Origin of the sequence: Nonomuraea sp. NPDC048881, assembly GCF_040649795.1 — a bacterium.
In the GTDB taxonomy this organism is placed as follows: domain Bacteria; phylum Actinomycetota; class Actinomycetes; order Streptosporangiales; family Streptosporangiaceae; genus Nonomuraea.
In genome coordinates, this window is sequence record NZ_JBEZGC010000001.1 from 896,256 (window position 1) to 914,867 (window position 18,612).

21 protein-coding genes and 1 pseudogene are annotated in these 18,612 nt (G+C 71.5%); 13 read left to right on the plus strand and 9 right to left on the minus strand.

Annotation, left to right across the window (positions count from 1 at the left end; translation table 11 throughout):
- Positions 1–3: 3 nt before the first annotated feature.
- The 4 genes from AB0C33_RS04205 (at position 4) to AB0C33_RS04220 (ending at position 3,236) form a co-directional block, all read left to right on the plus strand.
- On the plus strand, positions 4–906 hold the full coding sequence (locus tag AB0C33_RS04205) for a F0F1 ATP synthase subunit gamma (RefSeq protein ID WP_358283441.1): 903 nt from the start codon (positions 4–6) through the stop codon (positions 904–906).
- 1 nt (position 907) lies between these two features.
- Positions 908–2,356: a F0F1 ATP synthase subunit beta gene (gene atpD, locus AB0C33_RS04210; protein WP_358283443.1), complete on the plus strand. Its 1,449-nt coding sequence runs from the start codon at positions 908–910 to the stop codon at positions 2,354–2,356.
- 68 nt (positions 2,357–2,424) lie between these two features.
- Positions 2,425–2,826, plus strand: coding sequence for a F0F1 ATP synthase subunit epsilon (locus tag AB0C33_RS04215; RefSeq protein ID WP_080042501.1), 402 nt, complete (start codon positions 2,425–2,427; stop codon positions 2,824–2,826).
- 29 nt (positions 2,827–2,855) lie between these two features.
- Positions 2,856–3,236 carry a DUF2550 domain-containing protein gene (locus tag AB0C33_RS04220; protein WP_358283445.1) on the plus strand — a complete coding sequence of 127 codons (381 nt, stop codon included), beginning with the start codon at positions 2,856–2,858 and terminating at the stop codon, positions 3,234–3,236.
- Here AB0C33_RS04220 and AB0C33_RS04225 read toward each other — a convergent pair.
- Positions 3,233–3,823, minus strand: a complete 591-nt coding sequence (locus AB0C33_RS04225; protein WP_358283447.1) for a cob(I)yrinic acid a,c-diamide adenosyltransferase — start codon at positions 3,821–3,823, stop codon at positions 3,233–3,235. The two genes, AB0C33_RS04220 and AB0C33_RS04225, sit on opposite strands and share 4 nt — an antisense overlap.
- A 127-nt stretch (positions 3,824–3,950) precedes the next feature.
- Between AB0C33_RS04225 and AB0C33_RS04230 the strand changes: the two genes are divergently transcribed.
- The 4 genes from AB0C33_RS04230 to AB0C33_RS04245 all read left to right on the plus strand — a co-directional run bounded on the left by AB0C33_RS04230 (position 3,951) and on the right by AB0C33_RS04245 (position 7,502).
- Complete coding sequence (locus tag AB0C33_RS04230; RefSeq protein WP_358283449.1) at positions 3,951–4,847, plus strand: ATP-binding cassette domain-containing protein; 897 nt, start codon at positions 3,951–3,953, stop codon at positions 4,845–4,847.
- Entirely contained in the window at positions 4,844–5,953 is a 1,110-nt protein-coding gene (locus AB0C33_RS04235) for an ABC transporter permease (protein ID WP_358283451.1), read from the plus strand. Before AB0C33_RS04230 ends, AB0C33_RS04235 begins: the two co-directional genes overlap by 4 nt.
- Positions 5,954–7,123, plus strand: a complete 1,170-nt coding sequence (locus AB0C33_RS04240) for a histidine kinase (protein ID WP_358283453.1) — start codon at positions 5,954–5,956, stop codon at positions 7,121–7,123. It abuts the gene before it with no gap.
- A 61-nt stretch (positions 7,124–7,184) separates the two neighbouring features.
- Positions 7,185–7,502, plus strand: coding sequence for an STAS domain-containing protein (locus AB0C33_RS04245; protein WP_352350014.1), 318 nt, complete (start codon positions 7,185–7,187; stop codon positions 7,500–7,502).
- A gap of 168 nt (positions 7,503–7,670) precedes the next feature.
- On the opposite strand, the gene AB0C33_RS04250 is transcribed toward AB0C33_RS04245, so the two are convergent.
- The 5 genes from AB0C33_RS04250 to nucS form a co-directional block, all read right to left on the minus strand.
- Complete coding sequence (locus tag AB0C33_RS04250; protein ID WP_358283455.1) at positions 7,671–8,213, minus strand: TetR/AcrR family transcriptional regulator; 543 nt, start codon at positions 8,211–8,213, stop codon at positions 7,671–7,673.
- 144 nt (positions 8,214–8,357) lie between these two features.
- Positions 8,358–9,830 (minus strand): aldehyde dehydrogenase family protein, encoded by a 1,473-nt coding sequence (locus AB0C33_RS04255; protein ID WP_358283457.1) that lies wholly within the window; start codon positions 9,828–9,830, stop codon positions 8,358–8,360.
- A gap of 32 nt (positions 9,831–9,862) precedes the next feature.
- Entirely contained in the window at positions 9,863–10,420 is a 558-nt protein-coding gene (locus AB0C33_RS04260) for a GNAT family N-acetyltransferase (RefSeq protein WP_358283459.1), read from the minus strand.
- Between the two features lie 3 nt (positions 10,421–10,423).
- Complete coding sequence (locus AB0C33_RS04265; RefSeq protein ID WP_358283461.1) at positions 10,424–11,725, minus strand: carotenoid oxygenase family protein; 1,302 nt, start codon at positions 11,723–11,725, stop codon at positions 10,424–10,426.
- 106 nt (positions 11,726–11,831) lie between these two features.
- Positions 11,832–12,494: an endonuclease NucS gene (gene nucS, locus AB0C33_RS04270; RefSeq protein WP_358283463.1), complete on the minus strand. Its 663-nt coding sequence runs from the start codon at positions 12,492–12,494 to the stop codon at positions 11,832–11,834.
- Positions 12,495–12,530: 36 nt separating this feature from the next.
- Between nucS and AB0C33_RS04275 the strand changes: the two genes are divergently transcribed.
- Genes AB0C33_RS04275 through AB0C33_RS04285 form a run of 3 tightly spaced genes read left to right on the plus strand, consistent with a single transcriptional unit; the run spans position 12,531 to position 14,981 of the window.
- Positions 12,531–13,979, plus strand: a complete 1,449-nt coding sequence (locus AB0C33_RS04275) for a 3-hydroxybutyryl-CoA dehydrogenase (RefSeq protein ID WP_358283465.1) — start codon at positions 12,531–12,533, stop codon at positions 13,977–13,979.
- Positions 13,976–14,266: an ATP/GTP-binding protein gene (locus AB0C33_RS04280; RefSeq protein WP_358283467.1), complete on the plus strand. Its 291-nt coding sequence runs from the start codon at positions 13,976–13,978 to the stop codon at positions 14,264–14,266. Before AB0C33_RS04275 ends, AB0C33_RS04280 begins: the two co-directional genes overlap by 4 nt.
- 10 nt (positions 14,267–14,276) lie before the next feature.
- Positions 14,277–14,981, plus strand: a complete 705-nt coding sequence (locus AB0C33_RS04285; RefSeq protein WP_358283469.1) for an alpha/beta fold hydrolase — start codon at positions 14,277–14,279, stop codon at positions 14,979–14,981.
- Here AB0C33_RS04285 and AB0C33_RS04290 read toward each other — a convergent pair.
- Together AB0C33_RS04290 and AB0C33_RS04295 are read right to left on the minus strand one after the other, a co-directional pair.
- A complete protein-coding gene (locus tag AB0C33_RS04290; protein WP_358283471.1) occupies positions 14,944–16,071 on the minus strand; it encodes an ATP-binding protein in 1,128 nt (375 codons plus the stop codon). The two genes, AB0C33_RS04285 and AB0C33_RS04290, sit on opposite strands and share 38 nt — an antisense overlap.
- Before the next feature lie 44 nt (positions 16,072–16,115).
- Positions 16,116–16,766: pseudogene (locus AB0C33_RS04295) on the minus strand (response regulator transcription factor); the annotation flags it as partial.
- 112 nt (positions 16,767–16,878) lie between these two features.
- On the opposite strand from AB0C33_RS04295, the gene AB0C33_RS04300 reads away from it, so the two are divergent.
- Positions 16,879–17,214, plus strand: coding sequence for a hypothetical protein (locus AB0C33_RS04300; RefSeq protein WP_358283473.1), 336 nt, complete (start codon positions 16,879–16,881; stop codon positions 17,212–17,214).
- Between the two features lie 75 nt (positions 17,215–17,289).
- Positions 17,290–18,051, plus strand: coding sequence for an SDR family NAD(P)-dependent oxidoreductase (locus AB0C33_RS04305; protein ID WP_358283475.1), 762 nt, complete (start codon positions 17,290–17,292; stop codon positions 18,049–18,051).
- A 20-nt stretch (positions 18,052–18,071) separates the two neighbouring features.
- On the opposite strand, the gene AB0C33_RS04310 is transcribed toward AB0C33_RS04305, so the two are convergent.
- Positions 18,072–18,515 (minus strand): CAP domain-containing protein, encoded by a 444-nt coding sequence (locus tag AB0C33_RS04310; RefSeq protein WP_358283477.1) that lies wholly within the window; start codon positions 18,513–18,515, stop codon positions 18,072–18,074.
- Positions 18,516–18,612 lie beyond the last annotated feature (97 nt).

Sequence of the window (18,612 nt, forward strand, 5' to 3'; positions counted from 1 at the left end):
CTCATGGGTGCCCAGCTAAGGCTGCTGCGGCGGCGGATCAAGTCGGTCAAGTCGACCGCCAAGATCACGCGTGCCCAGGAGCTCATCGCCTCCTCGCGGATCGTGAAGGCGCAGATGCGGATGCAGGCGGCGCTGCCGTACGAGCGTGAGATCACTCGCGCCGTCACCGGCGTCGTCAGCAACGCGGCCAGCGTCGACCATCCGTTGACCGTGGCGAAGGAGAACCCCGCCAAGGCGGGCGTCCTCATCGTCACCAGCGACAGCGGGTTCTGTGGCGGCTTCAACGCCAACGTCCTGCGCGAGGCCGAGGCCCTGCGCGGGCTGCTGGAGAGCCGTGGCCTGACGGTGGTGCCGTTCGTCACCGGCCGGAAGGGTGTCACCTGGCACACCTTCCGCAACCGTACGATGGGCGGCCAGTGGGTCGGCTTCTCCAGGAAGCCGGCCTACGCCGACGCCAAGGAGATCGCGCAGACGCTGATCGACTCCTTCAAGGAAGAGGCGGGGATCGACGAGATCCACATCGTCTCGACCGAGTTCGTCTCGATGCTGACCCAGAACGTCGTGGTCAAGCGCGTGCTGCCGCTGGAGGTCGAGGAGACCGAGGCGACGGCCAGCGAGACGATCCCGCCGTACTTCGAGTTCGAGCCCACCGCGGGCGATGTCCTCGAATCGCTGCTGCCGCGCTATGTGGAGTCCCGCATCTTCACGGCGCTGCTGCAGTCGGCTGCTTCGGAGGAGGCCGCGCGCCGCCGCGCCATGAAGTCCGCCACGGACAACGCCAACGAGCTGATCCGCGTGTTCACCATGCAGATGAACCAGGCTCGCCAGGCCGAGATCACCCAGGAAATCAGCGAGATCGTCGGTGGCGCCAACGCGCTGGCTGACGCCGCAGCGGGGAAAGAGTGAAATGACTGCAGAGGCTGTTGAGACTGTTGAGCCCACGTCGGCCGGTGCCGGTCGTGTGGCCAGCGTCAAGGGGCCCGTCGTCGACGTGGAGTTCCCCGTCGAGGCGATGCCCGACATCTACAACGCGCTCAACGTCGAGGTGACCCTCGGCGGCGAGACCAAGACCCTGACCATGGAGGTCGCCCAGCACCTGGGTGACAACCTGGTCCGCGCCATCTCCATGCAGCCCACCGACGGCCTGGTCCGCGGTACGGCCGTCACCGACTCCGGCCACCCGATCTCGGTGCCCGTCGGCGACGTCGTCAAGGGTCACGTGTGGAACGCGCTCGGCGAGGCGCTCGACGTGCCGACCGCGTCGCTCCAGGTCACCGAGAAGTGGGGCATCCACCGGCCGTCCCCGCCCTTCGACCAGCTCGAGTCCCGTACCGAGATGCTGGTCACGGGTATCAAGGTCATCGACCTGCTCACCCCGTACGTGCAGGGTGGCAAGATCGGCCTGTTCGGTGGCGCCGGTGTGGGCAAGACGGTTCTCATCCAGGAGATGATCCGCCGTGTCGCCCGCAACTTCGGTGGCACCTCGGTGTTCGCCGGCGTCGGCGAGCGCACCCGTGAGGGCAACGACCTCTGGCTGGAGATGGAGGAGGCGGACGTCCTCAAGGACACCGCCCTCGTCTTCGGCCAGATGGACGAGCCGCCGGGCACCCGTCTGCGGGTGGCCCTGTCCGCGCTGACGATGGCGGAGTACTTCCGCGACGTGCAGAAGCAGGACGTGCTGCTGTTCATCGACAACATCTTCCGCTTCACGCAGGCGGGCTCGGAGGTCTCCACCCTCCTCGGCCGCATGCCGTCCGCGGTGGGTTACCAGCCGACGCTGGCCGACGAGATGGGTGTGCTCCAGGAGCGCATCACCTCGACGCGCGGTCACTCGATCACCTCCATGCAGGCGATCTACGTGCCCGCCGACGACATCACCGACCCGGCCCCGCACAACGCGTTCGCGCACCTCGACGCGCAGACCGTTCTGTCCCGGCCGATCTCGGAGAAGGGCATCTACCCCGCGGTGGACCCGCTCGACTCCACCTCCCGGATCCTCGACCCGCAGGTCGTGGGCGAGGAGCACTACCGGGTGGCCCAGGAGACCAAGCGGATCCTGCAGAAGTACCGCGAGCTCCAGGACATCATCGCGATCCTCGGTATCGACGAGCTGTCCGAAGAGGACAAGGTCACCGTGCAGCGGGCCCGTCGCATCGAGCGGTTCCTGTCGCACCCGATGTACGCCGCCGAGGCGTTCACCGGCCAGCCGGGCGAGAACGTCCCGCTGGACGAGACGATCGCCTCCTTCAAGGGCCTGTGCGCCGGCGAGTACGACCACCTGCCCGAGCAGGCGTTCTTCATGGTCGGCGGCATCGACCAGGCCGTGGCCAAGGCCAAGGAACTCGAGCGTCGCTGATCGCCCTACGGTAGCGGCACGGGTGGGAGAACCCGTGCCGCTACCTGATCGGAAAGGAACCTGACGAAGTGGCGAAGCTACGCGTAGGGGTTGTCTCACCCGAGCGTGAGATCTGGTCGGGCGAGGCCGACATGGTGATTGCCAAGACCGTTGACGGCGAGATCGGTATTATGCCGCAACACGCACCCGTGCTCGGCGTCCTCGTCGAGGGCGGCGTGCTGCGCGTCAAGCGGGAAGGTGAGCCCGAGCTCGTCGCGGCCGTTCACGGGGGGTTCATCTCCGTGGCCGATGATGAGGTGTCGGTGCTCGCCGAGGTCGCCGAGCTCGGTTCCGAGGTCGACGTCGCGGCCGCCCGAGACGCTCTCGACCGGGCTCAGGCCTCGATCGAGGCCAACCAGGAGGACGCCGACGCGGCGATCGAGGCGAAGCGGGCCAGGGCCCGGCTGCGCGCGGCGGGCGAAGAGGTTTAATACATACAACGGGATTCAGGGGGGCGGCCATGGTGGCGACGGTTTCGGTGTTGTTGTTGCTGCTGGTCGCCCTCGTGGTCCTTCGAGGGGTGACGCTGGCCCGTTCGCGCGGCAGCGTACCCTGCCGGCTGAAAGTGGGCAGCCGAGGGTGGCAGAGCGGGGTGGCCCGCTACGCCGACGGTGAGCTCCACTGGATTCCGCTCATGGGCGTCCGACTGAGGCCGCGCCACGCGATCGCGAGGCGCGGCCTCGTCGTTTCCGCCCGGCGTGAGATCGACGGCGGCCTCTACGCCGTCGACTGCGGCGGCACGACGCGCGGGTTGTCGCTGGCGATGAGCGCCGACGCCCTCACCGGCTTCCTCGCCTGGCTGGAGTCGGCGCCGCCCAGCGCGTACCTCGACGTCGCCTAGCGGGTGCCGCCGGGCTTCCAGAGGATCTCGTTGCCGCCGTGGGCGATCCGGCAGGCGATGAAGAGCAGGTCGGAGAGCCTGTTGAGGTATTTGGCGGTCAGCGGGTTGACGTCGTCGTGGGCCTCTAGCGCCGCCCACGTGGTGCGCTCGGCCCGGCGTACCGTCACCCGGGCCAGGTGCAGCGCGGCCGTGGCCGGGTCGCCGCCGGGCAGGATGAAGCTGCGCAGCGGCTGGAGCTCGGCGTTGAGCCGGTCGCACTGCTCCTCCAGCCGGTCGATGTAGGACTGCTCCACCCGCAGCGGCGGGAACTCCGGCTCGTCCACCACCGGTGTGGCGAGGTCGGCCCCCACGTCGAACAGCTCGTTCTGGATGCGCACGAGGAGCGCCACGAGGTCGGCGGACAGGGTGCCGTGGGACAGGGCCAGGCCCAGGCAGGCGTTGGCCTCCTCGACGTCGGCGTAGGCGGCCAGCCGGGTGTCGGTCTTGGCCGCGCGGCTCATGTCGCTCAGGTTCGTGGTGCCGTCGTCGCCCGTACGGGTGTAGATGCGGGAGAGGACGACGGGCTTGTCCTTGTCGGCACGCGTCATGAGCCCAGCGTAATGACAAATGTCATCCGAACGGGACGCGCTTTCCATGTCGCGTCCATGATTTCCACGACTACCAGGGCGAACGCCGCCAAAGCCACAATCTACCCATGACGAGAGAGAGGACCTGATGCTCGAGATCAGCGAGCTGCGCAAGCGCTTCGCGGGCGGTCCCGACAACCCCGGCGGCAAGGTCGCCCTGGACGGGATCAGCTTCACGGTACGTCCGGGCGAGATGTACGGCTTCGTGGGCGCGAACGGTGCGGGCAAGACGACGACGATGCGCATCGTCATGGGCGTGCTCCAGGCCGACTCCGGCTCGGTGCGCTGGCGGGACCGCGCGCTGGGCTACGACGACCGCACGCGGTTCGGTTACATGCCCGAGGAGCGCGGGCTGTACCAGAAGATGCGGGTCAGCGAGCAGATCGAGTACTTCGGCCGGCTGCACGGGCTCGCCCCGGCGGCGGCGAAGAAGGCCGCCGACGAGCTCGTCGAGCGGCTGGGGCTGACCGAGCGCAGGGGCGACGCGGTGCAGACGCTGTCGCTGGGCAACCAGCAGCGCGTGCAGCTCGCCGTGGCGCTGGTGCACGACCCGGAGGCGCTGGTCCTGGACGAGCCGTTCTCGGGGCTCGACCCGCTCGCCGTGGACGCCCTGGCCGGTGCGCTCCAGGAACGCTGCAGGAGCGGCGTGCCGGTGATCTTCTCCAGCCACCAGCTCGACCTGGTGGAGCGGCTGTGCGACTCGGTGGGCATCGTCTCCGGCGGCCGGATGGTCGCGACGGGCACGGTGGCCGAGCTGCGCGCCGCCGAGGGCGACACGTTGCGCGTGGAGGTCCGCGACCCCGCCCCGGGCTGGGCCGACGGCCTGCCGGGCACGGTGACCGTCCACGGCGACCTGCACACCCTGCGGACGACCGAGGGCGACGACCAGGAGATCCTGCGCCGCGCGATGAAGGCGGGCCGCGTCGAGCACTTCGGGGTCGAGCAGCCGACCCTCACCGAGATCTTCAAGGAGGCCGTGGCGTGAACGGACTGATGCTGGTCGCCCGCCGCGAGATCGTCACGCAGGTGCGCACGAAGACGTTCCTGGTCGGCCTGCTGGTGACCGCGCTGCTGGTGGCGGCCGTCTCCTTCGCGCCGAAGATCATGAGCGGGAACGACTCGTACACGCTGGGCACGGTCAACTCCCAGCAGCTCCCGCTGAAGGCCGCCGCGCCGGACGCCGAGTTCGAGTGGCGCTCCTTCCCCGACGAGGCCGCGGCCAAGAAGGCCGTGCTGGCCGGTGACGTGGACGCGGTGCTGGTCAACGGCGACAAGGTGCTCACCGACGGCGAGATCGACAGCAAGCTCGGCGTGCTCATGCAGAGCACCAACCGGGAGATGCGGCTCGGCGCGGCCGGGGTGACGATCCCGCCGCTGCAGATGGTCTCCGTGGGCGTGGACACCCGCTACCAGGCGGCCAAGACCGGCATCGCCGTGGTGCTGGTGCTCGTCCTGTTCATGCTGCTCATGGGCCAGGTCATGATGGTGGCGATGGGCGTGGTGGAGGAGAAGGGCAGCAGGATCGTGGAGATCCTGCTCGCGGCGGTGCGCCCGTGGCAGCTGCTCGGCGGCAAGATCGTCGGGCTGGGCGTGCTCGGGCTGATCAATCTGCTCACCATCCTCGCCGTCGGCCTGGTCGCCACGTCGGTGTCGGGGTTCGCCGCGGACTTCCCGCCGGGCGTGCCGGGGCTGGTGGTCGCCGTCCTGGTCTGGTTCGTGCTCGGGTACGCGTTCTTCGCCACGCTCGCGGCCGCGTTCGCCTCGCTGGTCTCCCGCCAGGAGGAGGTGAGCAGCGTGATGTCGCCGCTGACCATGCTCATCATGGTCACCTACTTCGTGGCCTTCTACGCCACCAACGATCCCACGGGCACGCTGGCCACGGTGATGTCCTACATCCCGCCGTTCTCCTCGATGATCATGCCGGTCCGGATGGCGGCGGCCGACGTGCCGATGTGGCAGGTGGCGGCGTCCATGGCGGCGATGGCCGTGGCCGTGCTGGCGGTGTTGTCGTTCGGCGCCAAGGTCTACGAGCGGGCGGTGCTGCGCACGGGCGCCCGGCTGAAGCTCGGCGACGTGCTGCGCGCGGGCTAGATGGACGCGATCACGCGGGCGCGGCGGCTGGCCCGCCGGATGCTGAACTCGACGCTCGTGATCATGTGGATCTTCCTGATCGCGTCGACCGTGTTCAGCCTCGGCTCGGGGGCGGCCGGCTGGCCGCGCCTGCTGCTCGCGACGATCGCGGCGCTCGCCTTCACCTGGCTCTACGTACGCGTCGTCGCCGCGGTCATGGAGCGCCGGTATCCCACGAGGGAGGTCGTGTGGACCGGCGCTCTGGCGTTCCTGGCGGCGGTGCTCGGCGGGGCCGACCCGATGGGCTGGGGGTTCGTGCCCATGGTCTGGCTGTCCGTGGTGGTGATCGGGCTGCCCGCGCGCCGGGCGCTGGCGCTGGGCGCGGCGACGTGCGCGGCCTGCGTCGGGCTCGGCGCATTGTCCGTGCTGGGCGGGACGGGCCTGCTGGCGCTGAGCGGTGACTCCTTCCTCGTCTCGTTGCTCGTCATCACCGCCCTCGACGTCGTGTGGGCCACGGCGCTGCCCTGCACCAACAGGATGTGGGCCTGGATCTGGTCGCTGGCCGTGCAGGCCCACGACGGCCGCGAGGCGCACACCCGGCTGGCGCTGGCCGAGGAGCGGCTGCGCTTCGCCAGGGACCTGCACGACCTCGTCGGCCACCAGCTGTCCGCCATCGCCGTCAAGACCGAGCTGGCCGTACGCCTGGCCGACGCCGACGGCAGGGCCGCCAGGGACGAGATGGCGGAGGTGAACACGCTGACCCGCAAGGCCCTGCGCGAGCTGCGCCAGGCCGTGCGCGGCTACCGCGAACTTGACTTGACCGCTGAGCTGAATAGCGTGAAGGGAGTGCTCGAAGCGGCCGGCGTCCGCTGCGAGGTGCGCCTGCCGCACCGCGAGCTGCCCCACGGCGTCGCGCCGGTGTTCGCCTACGCGGTGCGTGAGGCGGTCACGAACGTGCTGAAGCACAGCGCCGCGACCTTCTGCGACATCACCCTGCGCTTCACCGACCAGGAGGCGGAACTGGCGGTGCGCAACGACGGCGTGGCCCGCAGGCAGGCCGACGACCTGGGCAGCGGGCTGACCGGCATGGGCGAGCGGGTGGCCGCCGTGGGCGGGCGCATGACGGCCCGTCCCACCGGCGACGGACAGTTCCTGCTGACGGCTGTCGTGTCACTCCCGATAGATGGGTAGGGGAGGAGAGCGGGGGTTTCGATCCCGGCGACCACGCCGTGTGCGTGATTGAGGAGGTGGCATGCGCGTCCGGCGCAATCCACGAGGCCAGACGGTGCGGATCGGTGCCCGGCTCGACGCCGGCACGTCGGCCGGCGTGCGTGAGCGGCTGCACGCCGCGCTCGACGCCGGCGAGGGCGACCTCATCCTCGACCTCTCCAAGCTGGAGATGATCGACGCCACCGGGCTCGGGGTGCTGGTCGGAGCGCATCGGCGCGCGATCAGCGTGCAACGCCGCCTCGTTCTTCGGGGGGTGCCCCCGCGGATCATGCGGATCCTGGCGGTGACCCGGCTGAATCGGGTCCTGCTCGTCGAGGTTCCCGCGGCCGCGGTGGCCTGAGGTCACATATCGGGGCCGGGCGCCGATCAGCCGTCGCCCGTGCCCTTTCACGAGCCGAATATAGAGGGAATGTAGATTTCGGCTGGCCCGCTATCACGGGCGTGGGCACTCGGAAAGAACTGTGAAAGTGATTATTCTGTGACCCCATCACTGCGGGTAATCGGCGGGTCACGACGGACTGAGGCTGCGGATGAAGATGTGCACCGCCACCTCGACCAGATCGTCGATGGCCGGCTGCTGGTCGGCCAGTATCCATTCGATCAGCAGCTCTTGCAGCGCGCCAATTACGCCAAGTGCCACCAGGCGCCGTTTCAGCGAGCGGGCCTGCGGGAAATCCGCCGACGCCTCCTCCACGAGCCGGGCGAAGGAGTCCACCGCCCGCTGACGCGAGGCTGTCAGGACGTCACCCGACCTGCGCACCTCCAGGTGCATGATGCGGGCCCGCCGCCAGTCGGCGGCGGCGAACTCGATATAGGCGCGAATCCCCGCCTTGACTCTTCCGTCAAGCGTGCCCGGCGCCTCCTGTAACGCTTTGGCCACAACCGCGAGGCTTTCCTCCACGCACCGCTCGTGCAGCGCCTGGAGCAACTCCTCGCGGCCGCCGAAACATTCGTAGAAGGCGCGGTTGGAGATCCGCGCCTCCGAGCACAATCTTTCGATGGTCGTCGCCGCGAAACCTGGTTTCGCGTATAGCGTGTAGGCGGCCGTCATCAGCCGCTCGCGTCTGTCCGCCAGCCTTTGCTCAGCCGACATTCCCCGGTAAGACCGGTTCACATTCCACCCGTCCAACATGATCGTGGCCCCCAGAGCACACAATTATGGACGGATGATCGGATTTGGGAAAGAGCGCGATGATTATCTTTTACGTCGTCCGTGCAAGAACGTGACAAGCCTGATCAGTCGCTCAAGCTCGTCGGGGCCCCTCCTGAAGGAGGTCAGGTTCATGCCGGGCAGGGCGAAGCGCTGGCGGGAGACCGCCTTCGGCCTGGTGAACTCGCGTAGGCCGTCGGCTCCGTGGATGCGGCCGAACCCCGAGTCGCCGACCCCGCCGAACGGCAGCGCGGGCACCCCGGCGAAGGAGATGACCGAGTTGACGGCGGTCATCCCGGTACGCATCGCCCGCGCGAGCCGCGTCGCCCGGCGGGCGTCCCGCGAGAAGATCGTGCCCGCCAGCCCGTACGCCGAGGCGTTGGCCAGTTCCAGCGCCTCCTGCGCGTCGCGGGTGCGCCGGACGGTGATCGTCGGCCCGAACGTCTCCTCGCGCACGGCCGGGGAGTCCTCGGGCACGTCCGCCACGATGACCGGGTCGACGAACGGCGCCCGGACCGAGCCTGGGCCGCCGGTCACCACTTTTCCGGACTTGGTGGCGTCGTCGATGTGCCGCCGGATGATGTCGATCTGGGCGGGCATGGTGATCGGGCCGTAGTCCTGGCCGGCCTTGACCTCGGCGGCCCGCTGCGACAGCTCCCGCATGAACGGCTCGTACACCGCGTCCACCACGTAGACCCGCTCGACGCCCGCGCAGGTCTGGCCCGCGTTCGACATCGCGCCCCACAGGCAGGCGTCGGCCGCGGCGGGCAGGTCGGCGTCGGCGTCCACGATGAAGGCGTCCTTGCCGCCGCACTCGGCCACGAGGGGCGTGAGGTTCTCCGCGCACGCCGCCATGACCCGCTTGGCGGTGGCGGTCGAGCCGGTGAAGGCCACCTTCCGCACCCGGGGGTCGGCGGCCAGCGCCGCGCCGGTCTCGCCGAGCCCGGTCACCGTCTGCAACACCGGCTGCTCGGGCACCGACTCGGCGAACAGCTCCGCCAGCCGCACGCCCACGCCCGGGGTGAGCTCGCTGGGCTTGAACACGACCGCGTTGCCGGCGGCCAGCGCGTACGCGATGGACCCCATGGGGGTGAACACCGGGTAGTTCCACGGGCCGATCACGCCGACCACGCCGAGCGGCAGGTATTCCAGGGTGGCGGCCAGGTTGAGCCCCAGCATGCCGGTCGCCACGCGGCGGCGGCCCAGCACCTTGGCGGCGTTGCGGGCCGCCCAGTCGAGGTGCGTGACGGCCAGCACGATCTCCAGCGTGGCGTCGCCCACCGGCTTGCCGGTCTCCTCGTGCACCAGCGCGGCCAGTTCCCGCAGGCGCCGCGTGAGGACCGCCTTGTAGTCGAGCAGGCGGCGTCTGCGCTCGCCCGCGGGCAGGGCCGCCCACCACTCCGCGGCCGTCTCGGCCCTGGTCACGGCCTCGCGCACGGCCTGGGCGTCGTTCTTGGGGTGACTGCCGACGACCTCGCCGGTAGCCGGGTTCAGTGAGTCGAACGTCAGCGTGGTCATGGCGTCACGATAAACCGGTAAGCCGTCGCTTACTAGCTCCGGGGCGGGCGCAGCATCCCCCACACCGGCGGCCCGTCCGGCAGCGTGAACCGCTCGGTGACCGCGAACCCGAACCGCTCGTAGAAGGGCACGTTCGACTCCTTGCTGCTCTCCAGGTAGACGGGCAGGCCGCCGCACCTGGCCAGGCCCGCGCGCAGCAGCGCGCCGCCCACGCCGGTGCCCTGAAGCTCGGGCACGGTGCCGAGCTGGGCCAGGTACCAGTAGGGGCCTTCCGGCTTGTGCCGGGCGAACTCCTCCTCCAGCAGCAGGCCCTGGCGCACCCGGTCGCCCATGGCCGCCACCAGGCCGGGCACGCCCGCCTCCGCGTCGGGCCGGTGGCCCGGCGGGTCCCACAGCGCGACCCCCGCCACGGCGCCGCCCCCGCTGAGCGCCGTATCGGTGAACGCGTGCATGTGACGGGCGATCGTGGTGAACATCCCCGCCGCGCCGCGACCGCCGGGCAGCAGCCAGCCGACCACCGGATCGTCGTGGAAGGCCCTGGCCAGCGCGTCGCCGGCGGCGTCGAAGTCGTCGGACTGCCTGATCTCCACCGGTCAGCCCTCCGCGAACCACGAGCCGTGGAAGCCCGCCGGCACCCGCCTGGGCAGCCGCACCGACGCGACGCCGGACAGGTCGCTCGCGTCCAGCACCAGCAGCTCGGACGACTCCCCGGAGGTGACGATCGACAGCAGCCACCCCTCGTCCTCGCCCGCGGCCCCCGCGGCCGGCACGAACACCGCCTCGCCGGTGGCGCCGCCGGTCTTCCTGACCTGGGCGGAACCGTCGCGCAGGTCGTACTTGACGACGGCATCGGCGCCCACCGTGTACAGGTGGCGGCTGGGCCGGCCGAGCAGGTCCTCGTTGAACGTGGGGAACTCCACGCCGCGGTCGTCCAGCGCCTCCTCCGTGGCCGTGCCGGTGGCCGGGTCGAGGGTCCAGCGGTGCAGGGCGGCCGCGCCGGCGGCGCCCGCGTGCCGGGCCGGGTCGGCGGCGCCGCCGATCTGCTTCCAGACGGCCGACCACGCGCCGGGGGAGTAGCGGGCGGCGTTCAGGACGACGCGCCCCCGCTCGTCCTCCCAGGCGTTGCCGACGTGGAAGACGTAGCAGGGGTCGACGTCGAACCAGCGGGTCGGGCCGCCCGTCCGGGGGGTGACGCCGATCCTGGCGCCGTAGTCGTCCTCCCACGCGTACGGCATGCCGCGGCGGTTCAGGTCGAACACCACCGGCAGGTCCAGCCAGAGCAGGTGGTGCTCGGTGACGGCGAAGTCGTGCATCATCGTCGGCCCCGGCACCTCGATCTCCCTGCTCTCCACCAGCTCGCCGGCGGCCGAGAGCCGGTGGTAGGTGAGGAACGGCGGGAAGTACCCGTAGCCGAAGAAGTGCAGCTCGCCGGTGAGCGGGTCGTGCTTGGGGTGGGCGGTCATCGCGGTGGTCAGCCGTCCGCCGAAGTCGCACGGGCCCACGGTGGCCAGCTCGGGCGTCACCTCGTGCGGCAGGCCGTTCTCCACGAGCGCCAGGATGCGCCCGGCGTGCCGGACGACGTGCGTGTTGGCGGTCACGGCGGCGAGATCGACGCCGGTGTCGGAGACGAACGGCGCGTCGTCGGTGAACTTGCTGGTCCGCACCCACCGGTTGCGGTACCACTCGGCCCGCCCGTCCCGCAGCCGGACGCCGTGCAGCATGCCGTGCCCGGCGAACCAGTGGCCGGGATCCTCGCCCGGCCGCGGGTTGGGCCCGTTGCGGAAGTAGCGCCCGGTCAGCTCGGCGGGCAGCGCGCCCGTGACCTCCAGGTCGTGCGCCTCGATCTCGTCGGGGACGGGCGCCAGGTCGCCGCTGAGATACGCGGGAACGTCCATGAACACTCCAATCTCGATAGGTCGAAACTAGAACGTCCATGAAAGACGTGTCAACACAGGAATGTCAGATCATGGGAAGTCCCGGCCCGCTACGAGGCCGGGAGGGCTAGAAGAGGGTCGGGTTCTCCGGCTCGATGCCGCGCAGGGCGGCGTAGTCGAGGGTGACGCAGTCGATGCCCCGGTCGGCGGCCAGCACGCGCGCCTGCGGCTTGATCTCCTGCGCCGCGAACACCCCGCGCACCGGCGCGAGCAGCGGATCGCGGTTGAGCAGCTCCAGGTAGCGGGTGAGCTGCTCGACGCCGTCGATCTCGCCGCGCCGCTTGATCTCGATGGCCACCGTCGCGCCCAGCGCGTCGCGGCACAGGATGTCGACCGGCCCGATGGCCGTCATGTACTCGCGGCGGATCAGCGAGTAGCCCTCGCCCAGGGTCGTGATGTGCTCGGCCAGCAGCTCCTGGAGGTGGGCCTCCACGCCGTCCTTGATCAGGCCGGGGTCGACGCCCAGCTCGTGGCTGGAGTCGTGGATGATCTCCGCCATGGTCAGGACCAGCTTCTCGCCGGTCTTGCCGTGGGTGACCGTCCAGGTCTCGCCGTCCTCCTTGAGCTTGCACGGAGGGTTCATCCAGTTGAGCGGTTTGAAGGCGCGGTCGTCGGCGTGGATGCTGACGCTCCCGTCCGCCTTGATGAGGACGAGCCTCGGCGCCATCGGCAGATGCGCCGTGAGCCGTCCGATGTAATCCACGCTGCACCGCGCGATGACCAGCCGCATGACGGTCCACCTTAGCGGCTCTGGAAAACTGGTCGCATGGCGTTTGAAACGGTGGGAGTTGTCGGGCTCGGCACGATGGGCGCCGGGATCGCCGAGGTCTTCGCGCGTGCCGGGCTCCGGGTGATCGGCGTCGAGGCCGACGTCGAGGCGCTGGCCAGAGGGCGCGGGCACGTCGAGCGCTCCACGGCCAGGGCGGCCGACCGGGGCAAGCTGACGGACGGGCAGCGGGCCGAGATCCTGGGGCGCGTCACGCTGACCACCTCGCGCGAGGACCTGCGCGAGGCCGACCTGGTGATCGAGGCGATCCCCGAGGTGCTCGACCTGAAGATCTCGCTGTTCCAGGACCTCGACCGGATCTGCAAGCCCGGGACGGTGCTGGCCACCAACACCTCCTCGCTGCCGGTCACCGCCGTCGCCGCCGCCACGGGCCGGCCCGGGCGCGTGGTCGGCATGCACTTCTTCAACCCGGCGCCGGTGATGCGGCTGGTCGAGGTGGTGGGCACGGTGGTGACCGCGCCCGGCGTGGTCTCCGAGATCTGCGAGCTGGCCCGGCGGCTAGGCAAGACCGCCGTACCTGCGGGCGACCGGGCCGGGTTCGTGGTCAACCGGCTGCTGCTGCCCTATCTGAACCACGCCGCCGTCCTGCTGGAGCTGGGCATCGCCACGCGCGACGGCATCGACGACGCGATGCGGCTGGGCGTGGGGCTGCCGATGGGGCCGTTCGCGCTGCTCGACCTGATCGGGCTCGACACCGCGTACGAGGTGATGGAGGTGCTGTTCGACGAGACGCGCGACCGCCGGCACGCGCCCTCGCCGCTGCTGCGCGAGCTGGTCACCGCCGGGCGGCTCGGCCGCAAGAGCGGCCACGGCTTCTACGGGCCGCAGGAGCCGCCCAAGGAGCCGGAGAAGTCCACGGTCATCACGTTCGGCATCGACGGGCCCGACGTCCACGGGCTCGGTGAGCGGTTGCGGGCCTCCGGGTTCGGGCCGTCCGACGCGCCCGACACCGTGCTGCGCTGCACCGACCGGCCGGTGATCGAGCACGCCGTGCGCCTGTCCGACCCCACCAGGATGGTCGGCGTGCACGTCGTCGGCGACAAGGTGGCCGAGCTGGCCGGCACCGCGCTCACCTCGCCGGGGGCCGCCAAGGCGGCGCGCGACCTGATGCGGGTCGCCGGTCTGGTGCCCGTCTCGTGCAAGGACCGGGCCGGGTTCGTGGCCGACGCGCTGCTGTTCCCCTACCTCAACGACGCCGTCCGCATGTACGACGCCGGCTACGCCTCCATCGCCGACATCGACGCCGCCATGCGGCTGGGCTGCGGCTACCCGGCCGGCCCGTTCGAGATGCTGGCCTACCTCGGCCTGGCCAGGGTCCGCGACGGCCTCAGGGCCCTGTACGCCGAGTACCGCGAGCCCGCCTTCGCCCCCGCCCCCCTGCTCGACCAGCTCGTCACGGCCGGTGTGAGCGAGTTCCCCCGTTCATGAGCCCCCGCCGCGCCCGCCGGAGGGACGACACCCGCCCTCTCGGCCTTCCCACCGGCAACGACAAGGTGGAGCAATGGCCGGACGGCGACTGGAAGGTGCGCATGCTCACGGGCGCGTCCTCGACCAAGACCTACCGCTGCCCCGGCTGCGACCAGGAGATCCTGGGCGGCAGGCCGCACCTGGTCGCCTGGCCCGACTGGCCGGGCGGCGACGAGGAGCGCCGCCACTGGCATCCGGCCTGCTGGCGCAAGAGACTCGACCGCGGCCCCGGCCGCAGCCGCTACTAGGAGGACCCCCGTGGAGATTCGCGCGGCCACCGTGCTGCCCGCCAGGCGTGAGCCGATCGAACTGCAGACGGCCGATGGCCTGACCCTGGTCGGCGAGCTGGCTCAGCCCCTCGACCGGCCGCCCGTGGCGACCCTGGTGACCCTGCACCCGTTGCCCACCCACGGCGGGTTCATGGACAGCCACGTCTACAAGAAGGCCGCCAACCGGCTGCCCGCGCTCGCCGACCTCGCCGTGCTGCGCTTCAACACGCGCGGCACCAGCTCCGAGCGCGGCACCTCCGGGGGCGCGTTCGACGGCGGCGAGGGCGAGCGGTTCGACGTGGCGGCGGCGCTGGAGCACGCCGAGTTCAACGACCTGCCGCGGGTGTGGGTGGTGGGCTGGTCCTTCGGCACCGAACTGACCCTGAAGTGGGCCCACGACCCCCTGGTCGAGGGGGCGATCCTGCTCTCGCCGCCGCTCCACAGGGCCACCGACGACGACCTCGACGCCTGGGCCCGGTTCGGCCGGCCGCTGGTGGCGATGGTGCCCGAGTTCGACGACTACCTGCGTCCGGAGGAGGCCCGGCGGCGTTTCGCCAGGGTGCCGCAGGCCGAGGTCATCGGGGTCGACGGCGCCAAGCACCTGTGGGTGGGCGAGCCCTATGTCCGGATCGTGCTGAACGAGATCGTCCGGCGGGTCAATCCGGAGGCGTACCCGCTGCCGACGGACATCTGACGGTCACCTCCAGCCCGCCCTGCGGCCGCGCGACGACCTCCAGCGTGCCGTGATGGGCCTGGACGACGGCGGCGACGATCGACAGGCCGAGTCCCAGCCCGTCGCCGACCGCCCGGCGGCCGCCCGCCAGCCGCTGGAACGGCTGGAGCAGCGTCGCGACCCGGTCGGGCGGGATCACCGGGCCGCTGTTGGCGACGCTGAGCGTGGCCAGGCCCGCCCGCACGCCGGTGGCCACCGTGATCCAGCCGTCCGGCACGTTGTGCCGTGTGGCGTTGTCCAGCAGGTTCACGGCCAGGCGTTCGAGCAGGGCGCGGTCACCGGAGGCGGGCGCGGGCCGCAGGGCCGCCTCGACGCGCAGCGGTGATTCCGGCCGCCGGTCGAGCGCCTGCCCGGCGACGGCGGCGAGGTCCAGCGGCTCCCGGTGGTCCAGCCCCTGCTGGCTCCTGGCCAGGACGAGCAGCGCCTCGATGAGCCGTTCCTGGTGCCGACCGGCCGCCAGCAGGCGGTCGAGGACGTGGCGCAGCTCGGCGGCGCCGGCGTCCGGGTCGGCCAGCGCGACCTCGGCCATGGCGCGTTGCAGGGTCAGCGGGGTGCGCAGCTCGTGTGAGGCGTTGGCCACGAAGCGGCGTTGCGCGGTGAAGGCGGCCTCCAGCCGGTCGAGCAGGTCGTCGAAGGTGTCGGCCAGCTCCTTCAGCTCGTCGTCCGGGCCGGAGGCGGCCAGCCGCCGGTCGAGCCGGTCGGCCGTGATGCGCCGGACGGTCGCCGTCATGTCCCGCAACGGGCGCAGCACCCGCCCGGCCGTCAACCGGCCCAGCAGCACCGACGCGAACGCCATGACCACCAGGGCGATCACCGAGTTGACCAGCAGCCTGCGCAGCCCGGCCGCCTGCTGCTCGGCCAGGTACGCCACGTCCACCCGCGGCTGCGGCACCACCTGGCCGGGCCCGCCGGGCAGGACGGGCGCGACCGGCGCGGCCGGGAACGGCGAGTGCGCGACCAGCAGGTAGATCAGGGCGACCAGCAGCAGCCCGGCGGCCAGGAACAGGCCGCTGTAGAGCAGCGTCAGCCGCAGCCGTACGGTCCGCCGCACGCCGGGACACCTCCGTCCGGGTCCGCTGCCCGCGCGGGGCCGGCCATCCGGTACCCGGCCTGCGGCACGGTCTCGATCAGCGGCGGGTCGCCGAGCTTGCGGCGCAACCGGCTGACCGTGACCTTCACGGTCTGGGTGAACGGGTCGGCGAACTCGTCCCAGCCGCGTTCGAGCAGCTGCTCGGCCGAGACGACCGCGCCGCCCGCCGACAGCAGCAGCTCCAGCACCGCGAACTCCTTCGGGCTGAGCGGCAGCCGGCGCCCGTCGCGGGTGGCCACCCGCGTGGCCGGGTCGAGCCGCAACCCGCCGTGGACCAGCACCGCGGGCAGCGCCGGACGCGCCCGCCTGGCCAGCGCCCGGATCCTGGCCACCAGCTCGGCGAACGCGAACGGCTTGGGCAGGTAGTCGTCGGCCCCGATGCCCAGCCCGCTCACCCGGTCGTCGATGGTCCCGGCGGCGGTGAGCATCAGCACGCGCGCCGGATGGCCGCCGGCGGCCAGGCTGCGGCACACGTCGTCGCCGTGCAGGCCGGGCAGGTCGCGGTCGAGCACGACCACGTCGTAGTCGTTGACGGACGTGCGTTCCAGCCCGGCGGGCCCGTCCAGCGCCACGTCGACGGCCATGCCCTCGCGGCGAAGGCCGGCGGCGACGGTGTGGGCGAGCTCCTCGTGGTCTTCGACGATCAGCACCCTCATGGTCCGCCCAGCATGCCCAGAGCGGGGTTACAGCGGGGTAACCGCCGTCGTTCCCGGGCGGTAACCGGGGGCGGGGTTCGCTGGGAGCGTCGGACGAAACGGAGGAGTCATCATGAAGGGTTCGACCATCAGGCGGGTGGCCCTGGCCGCCCTGGTCTTCGCCGCCGTGGCGGGCGGGGCGGCGGCGTCGTACGGGGAGAGCGGGCCGGGCGACGGCGGGAAGGCGTTCACCGCCTGCGTGCGCGCGCACGGGCTGCCGGACTTTCCCGGGGTCACCGTCTCCGAGGACGGGCTGATCAACCTCAGCGTCGACGGCGAGCGGGTGGACGCGCTGTCGGCGACGTACGGGGTGGCGGTCAGGGCGTGCGAGTCGCTGCTGCCGCGAGGGGCGAGGCTGCCCGCCGCGCCGCAGGCTCCGGCCGCGCCAGCGGCGCCCGTCCTGTCGTGATTTGGGGCCGTACGGGCATGGCGCGGGCCGGGCAAGATTTGTAGAATCTTGTTCGGTTCCGAGCGAGGAGGCAGTGTGGGCGCGTTCGACCTGTCCGGCAGGACGGCTCTGGTCACCGGGGCGTCGAAGGGCATCGGGCGGGCCATCGCGCTCGCCTACGCCGCGGCGGGCGCCGACGTCGCCCTGGTCAGCAGGTCGGCCGAGCCCCTCGCCGAGGTGGCCAAGGAGGTCCAGGCGCTCGGCAGGCGGGCCGTCGTGATCCCGGCCGACCTCACCGACCGCGAGGCGGCCGCCGCGGCCGTCGCCGCCTCGATCGACGGGCTCGGGCACCTCGACGTCGTCGTCAACAACGCCGGCGGCTCGAACTTCCTGGTCGAGTTCAAGGACCTGCGCCTGTCCGGCTGGGACAAGCTGATGCGGCTCAACCTCGACTCCGCCATGGCCGTCTGCCACGCCGTCGCGCCCCACCTGCTGGGCCGCGGCTCCGGCTCGGTGATCAACGTGGCCTCGGTGGCGGCGCGCGGCGCTCCGCTGCTCGCCCCGTACGCCGCCGCCAAGGCCGGGCTGGTGGCCCTGACCAAGACGCTCGCGGCCGAGTGGGCGCCGGCGGGCGTCCGGGTCAACGCCCTGTGCCCCGGCTGGACGGCCACCGACCTCAACCGCAACCTGTGGCAGGACGAGGCCGCCGCCGCGGCCACGGTCGCTGGCGTGCCCATGCGGCGCTGGGGCACGCCGGAGGAGATGGCCCAGCCGGCCGTGTTCCTGGCCGGGGAGGCGTCGGCGTACATGACCGGGCAGGTGCTGTTCGTCGACGGCGGGGCCACCGCGATCGGCTGAGCCCTCGTGCGCCGGGGGCCTCAGACGGCCCCGGGCTCGCCCGGCGGCTCGAACACGAAGACGACGTACGTCTCGAACGACCGGCCGCAGTTGCCCGCCACGCGGCCGGCGCCCATCCTGGTGGTGCCCGCCCGGACGAGCCGGCCGAAGTCGCCGGTGGCCTCCGCCCGGCCGTCACCGGCCGCCCGGTCGTGCCAGGCGGCGACCGCGTCCCCGGCGGTGGCGTCACCGGGGTGCCAGAAGAGGCTCTCGCCGGTGCCCGCGCGCAGCCCGTCGTGCCCGGCGCTCAGGCCCTCGTGCTCGGAGCGCGAGGCGGCCCTGGACCTGGCGTACCCGACCAGCAGCGGGTCCATCGTGAGCGGGGGCGCGTGGTGCTTGGCCCGGTGGGCGTTGACCTCGTTCAGCGCCTCCTGCAGGAAGGCGTTGTTGGTGGCGTCGGGGAGGGCGGGACGAATTCCGGCCATCGCTATCACCTCGCCTGGATTGTGCGTGCTGGGACCGCCGCAGGGCAACGTCCGGAAGCGGTCGGGCTTATCCCGGTATACCGGCATAGGTCAATAA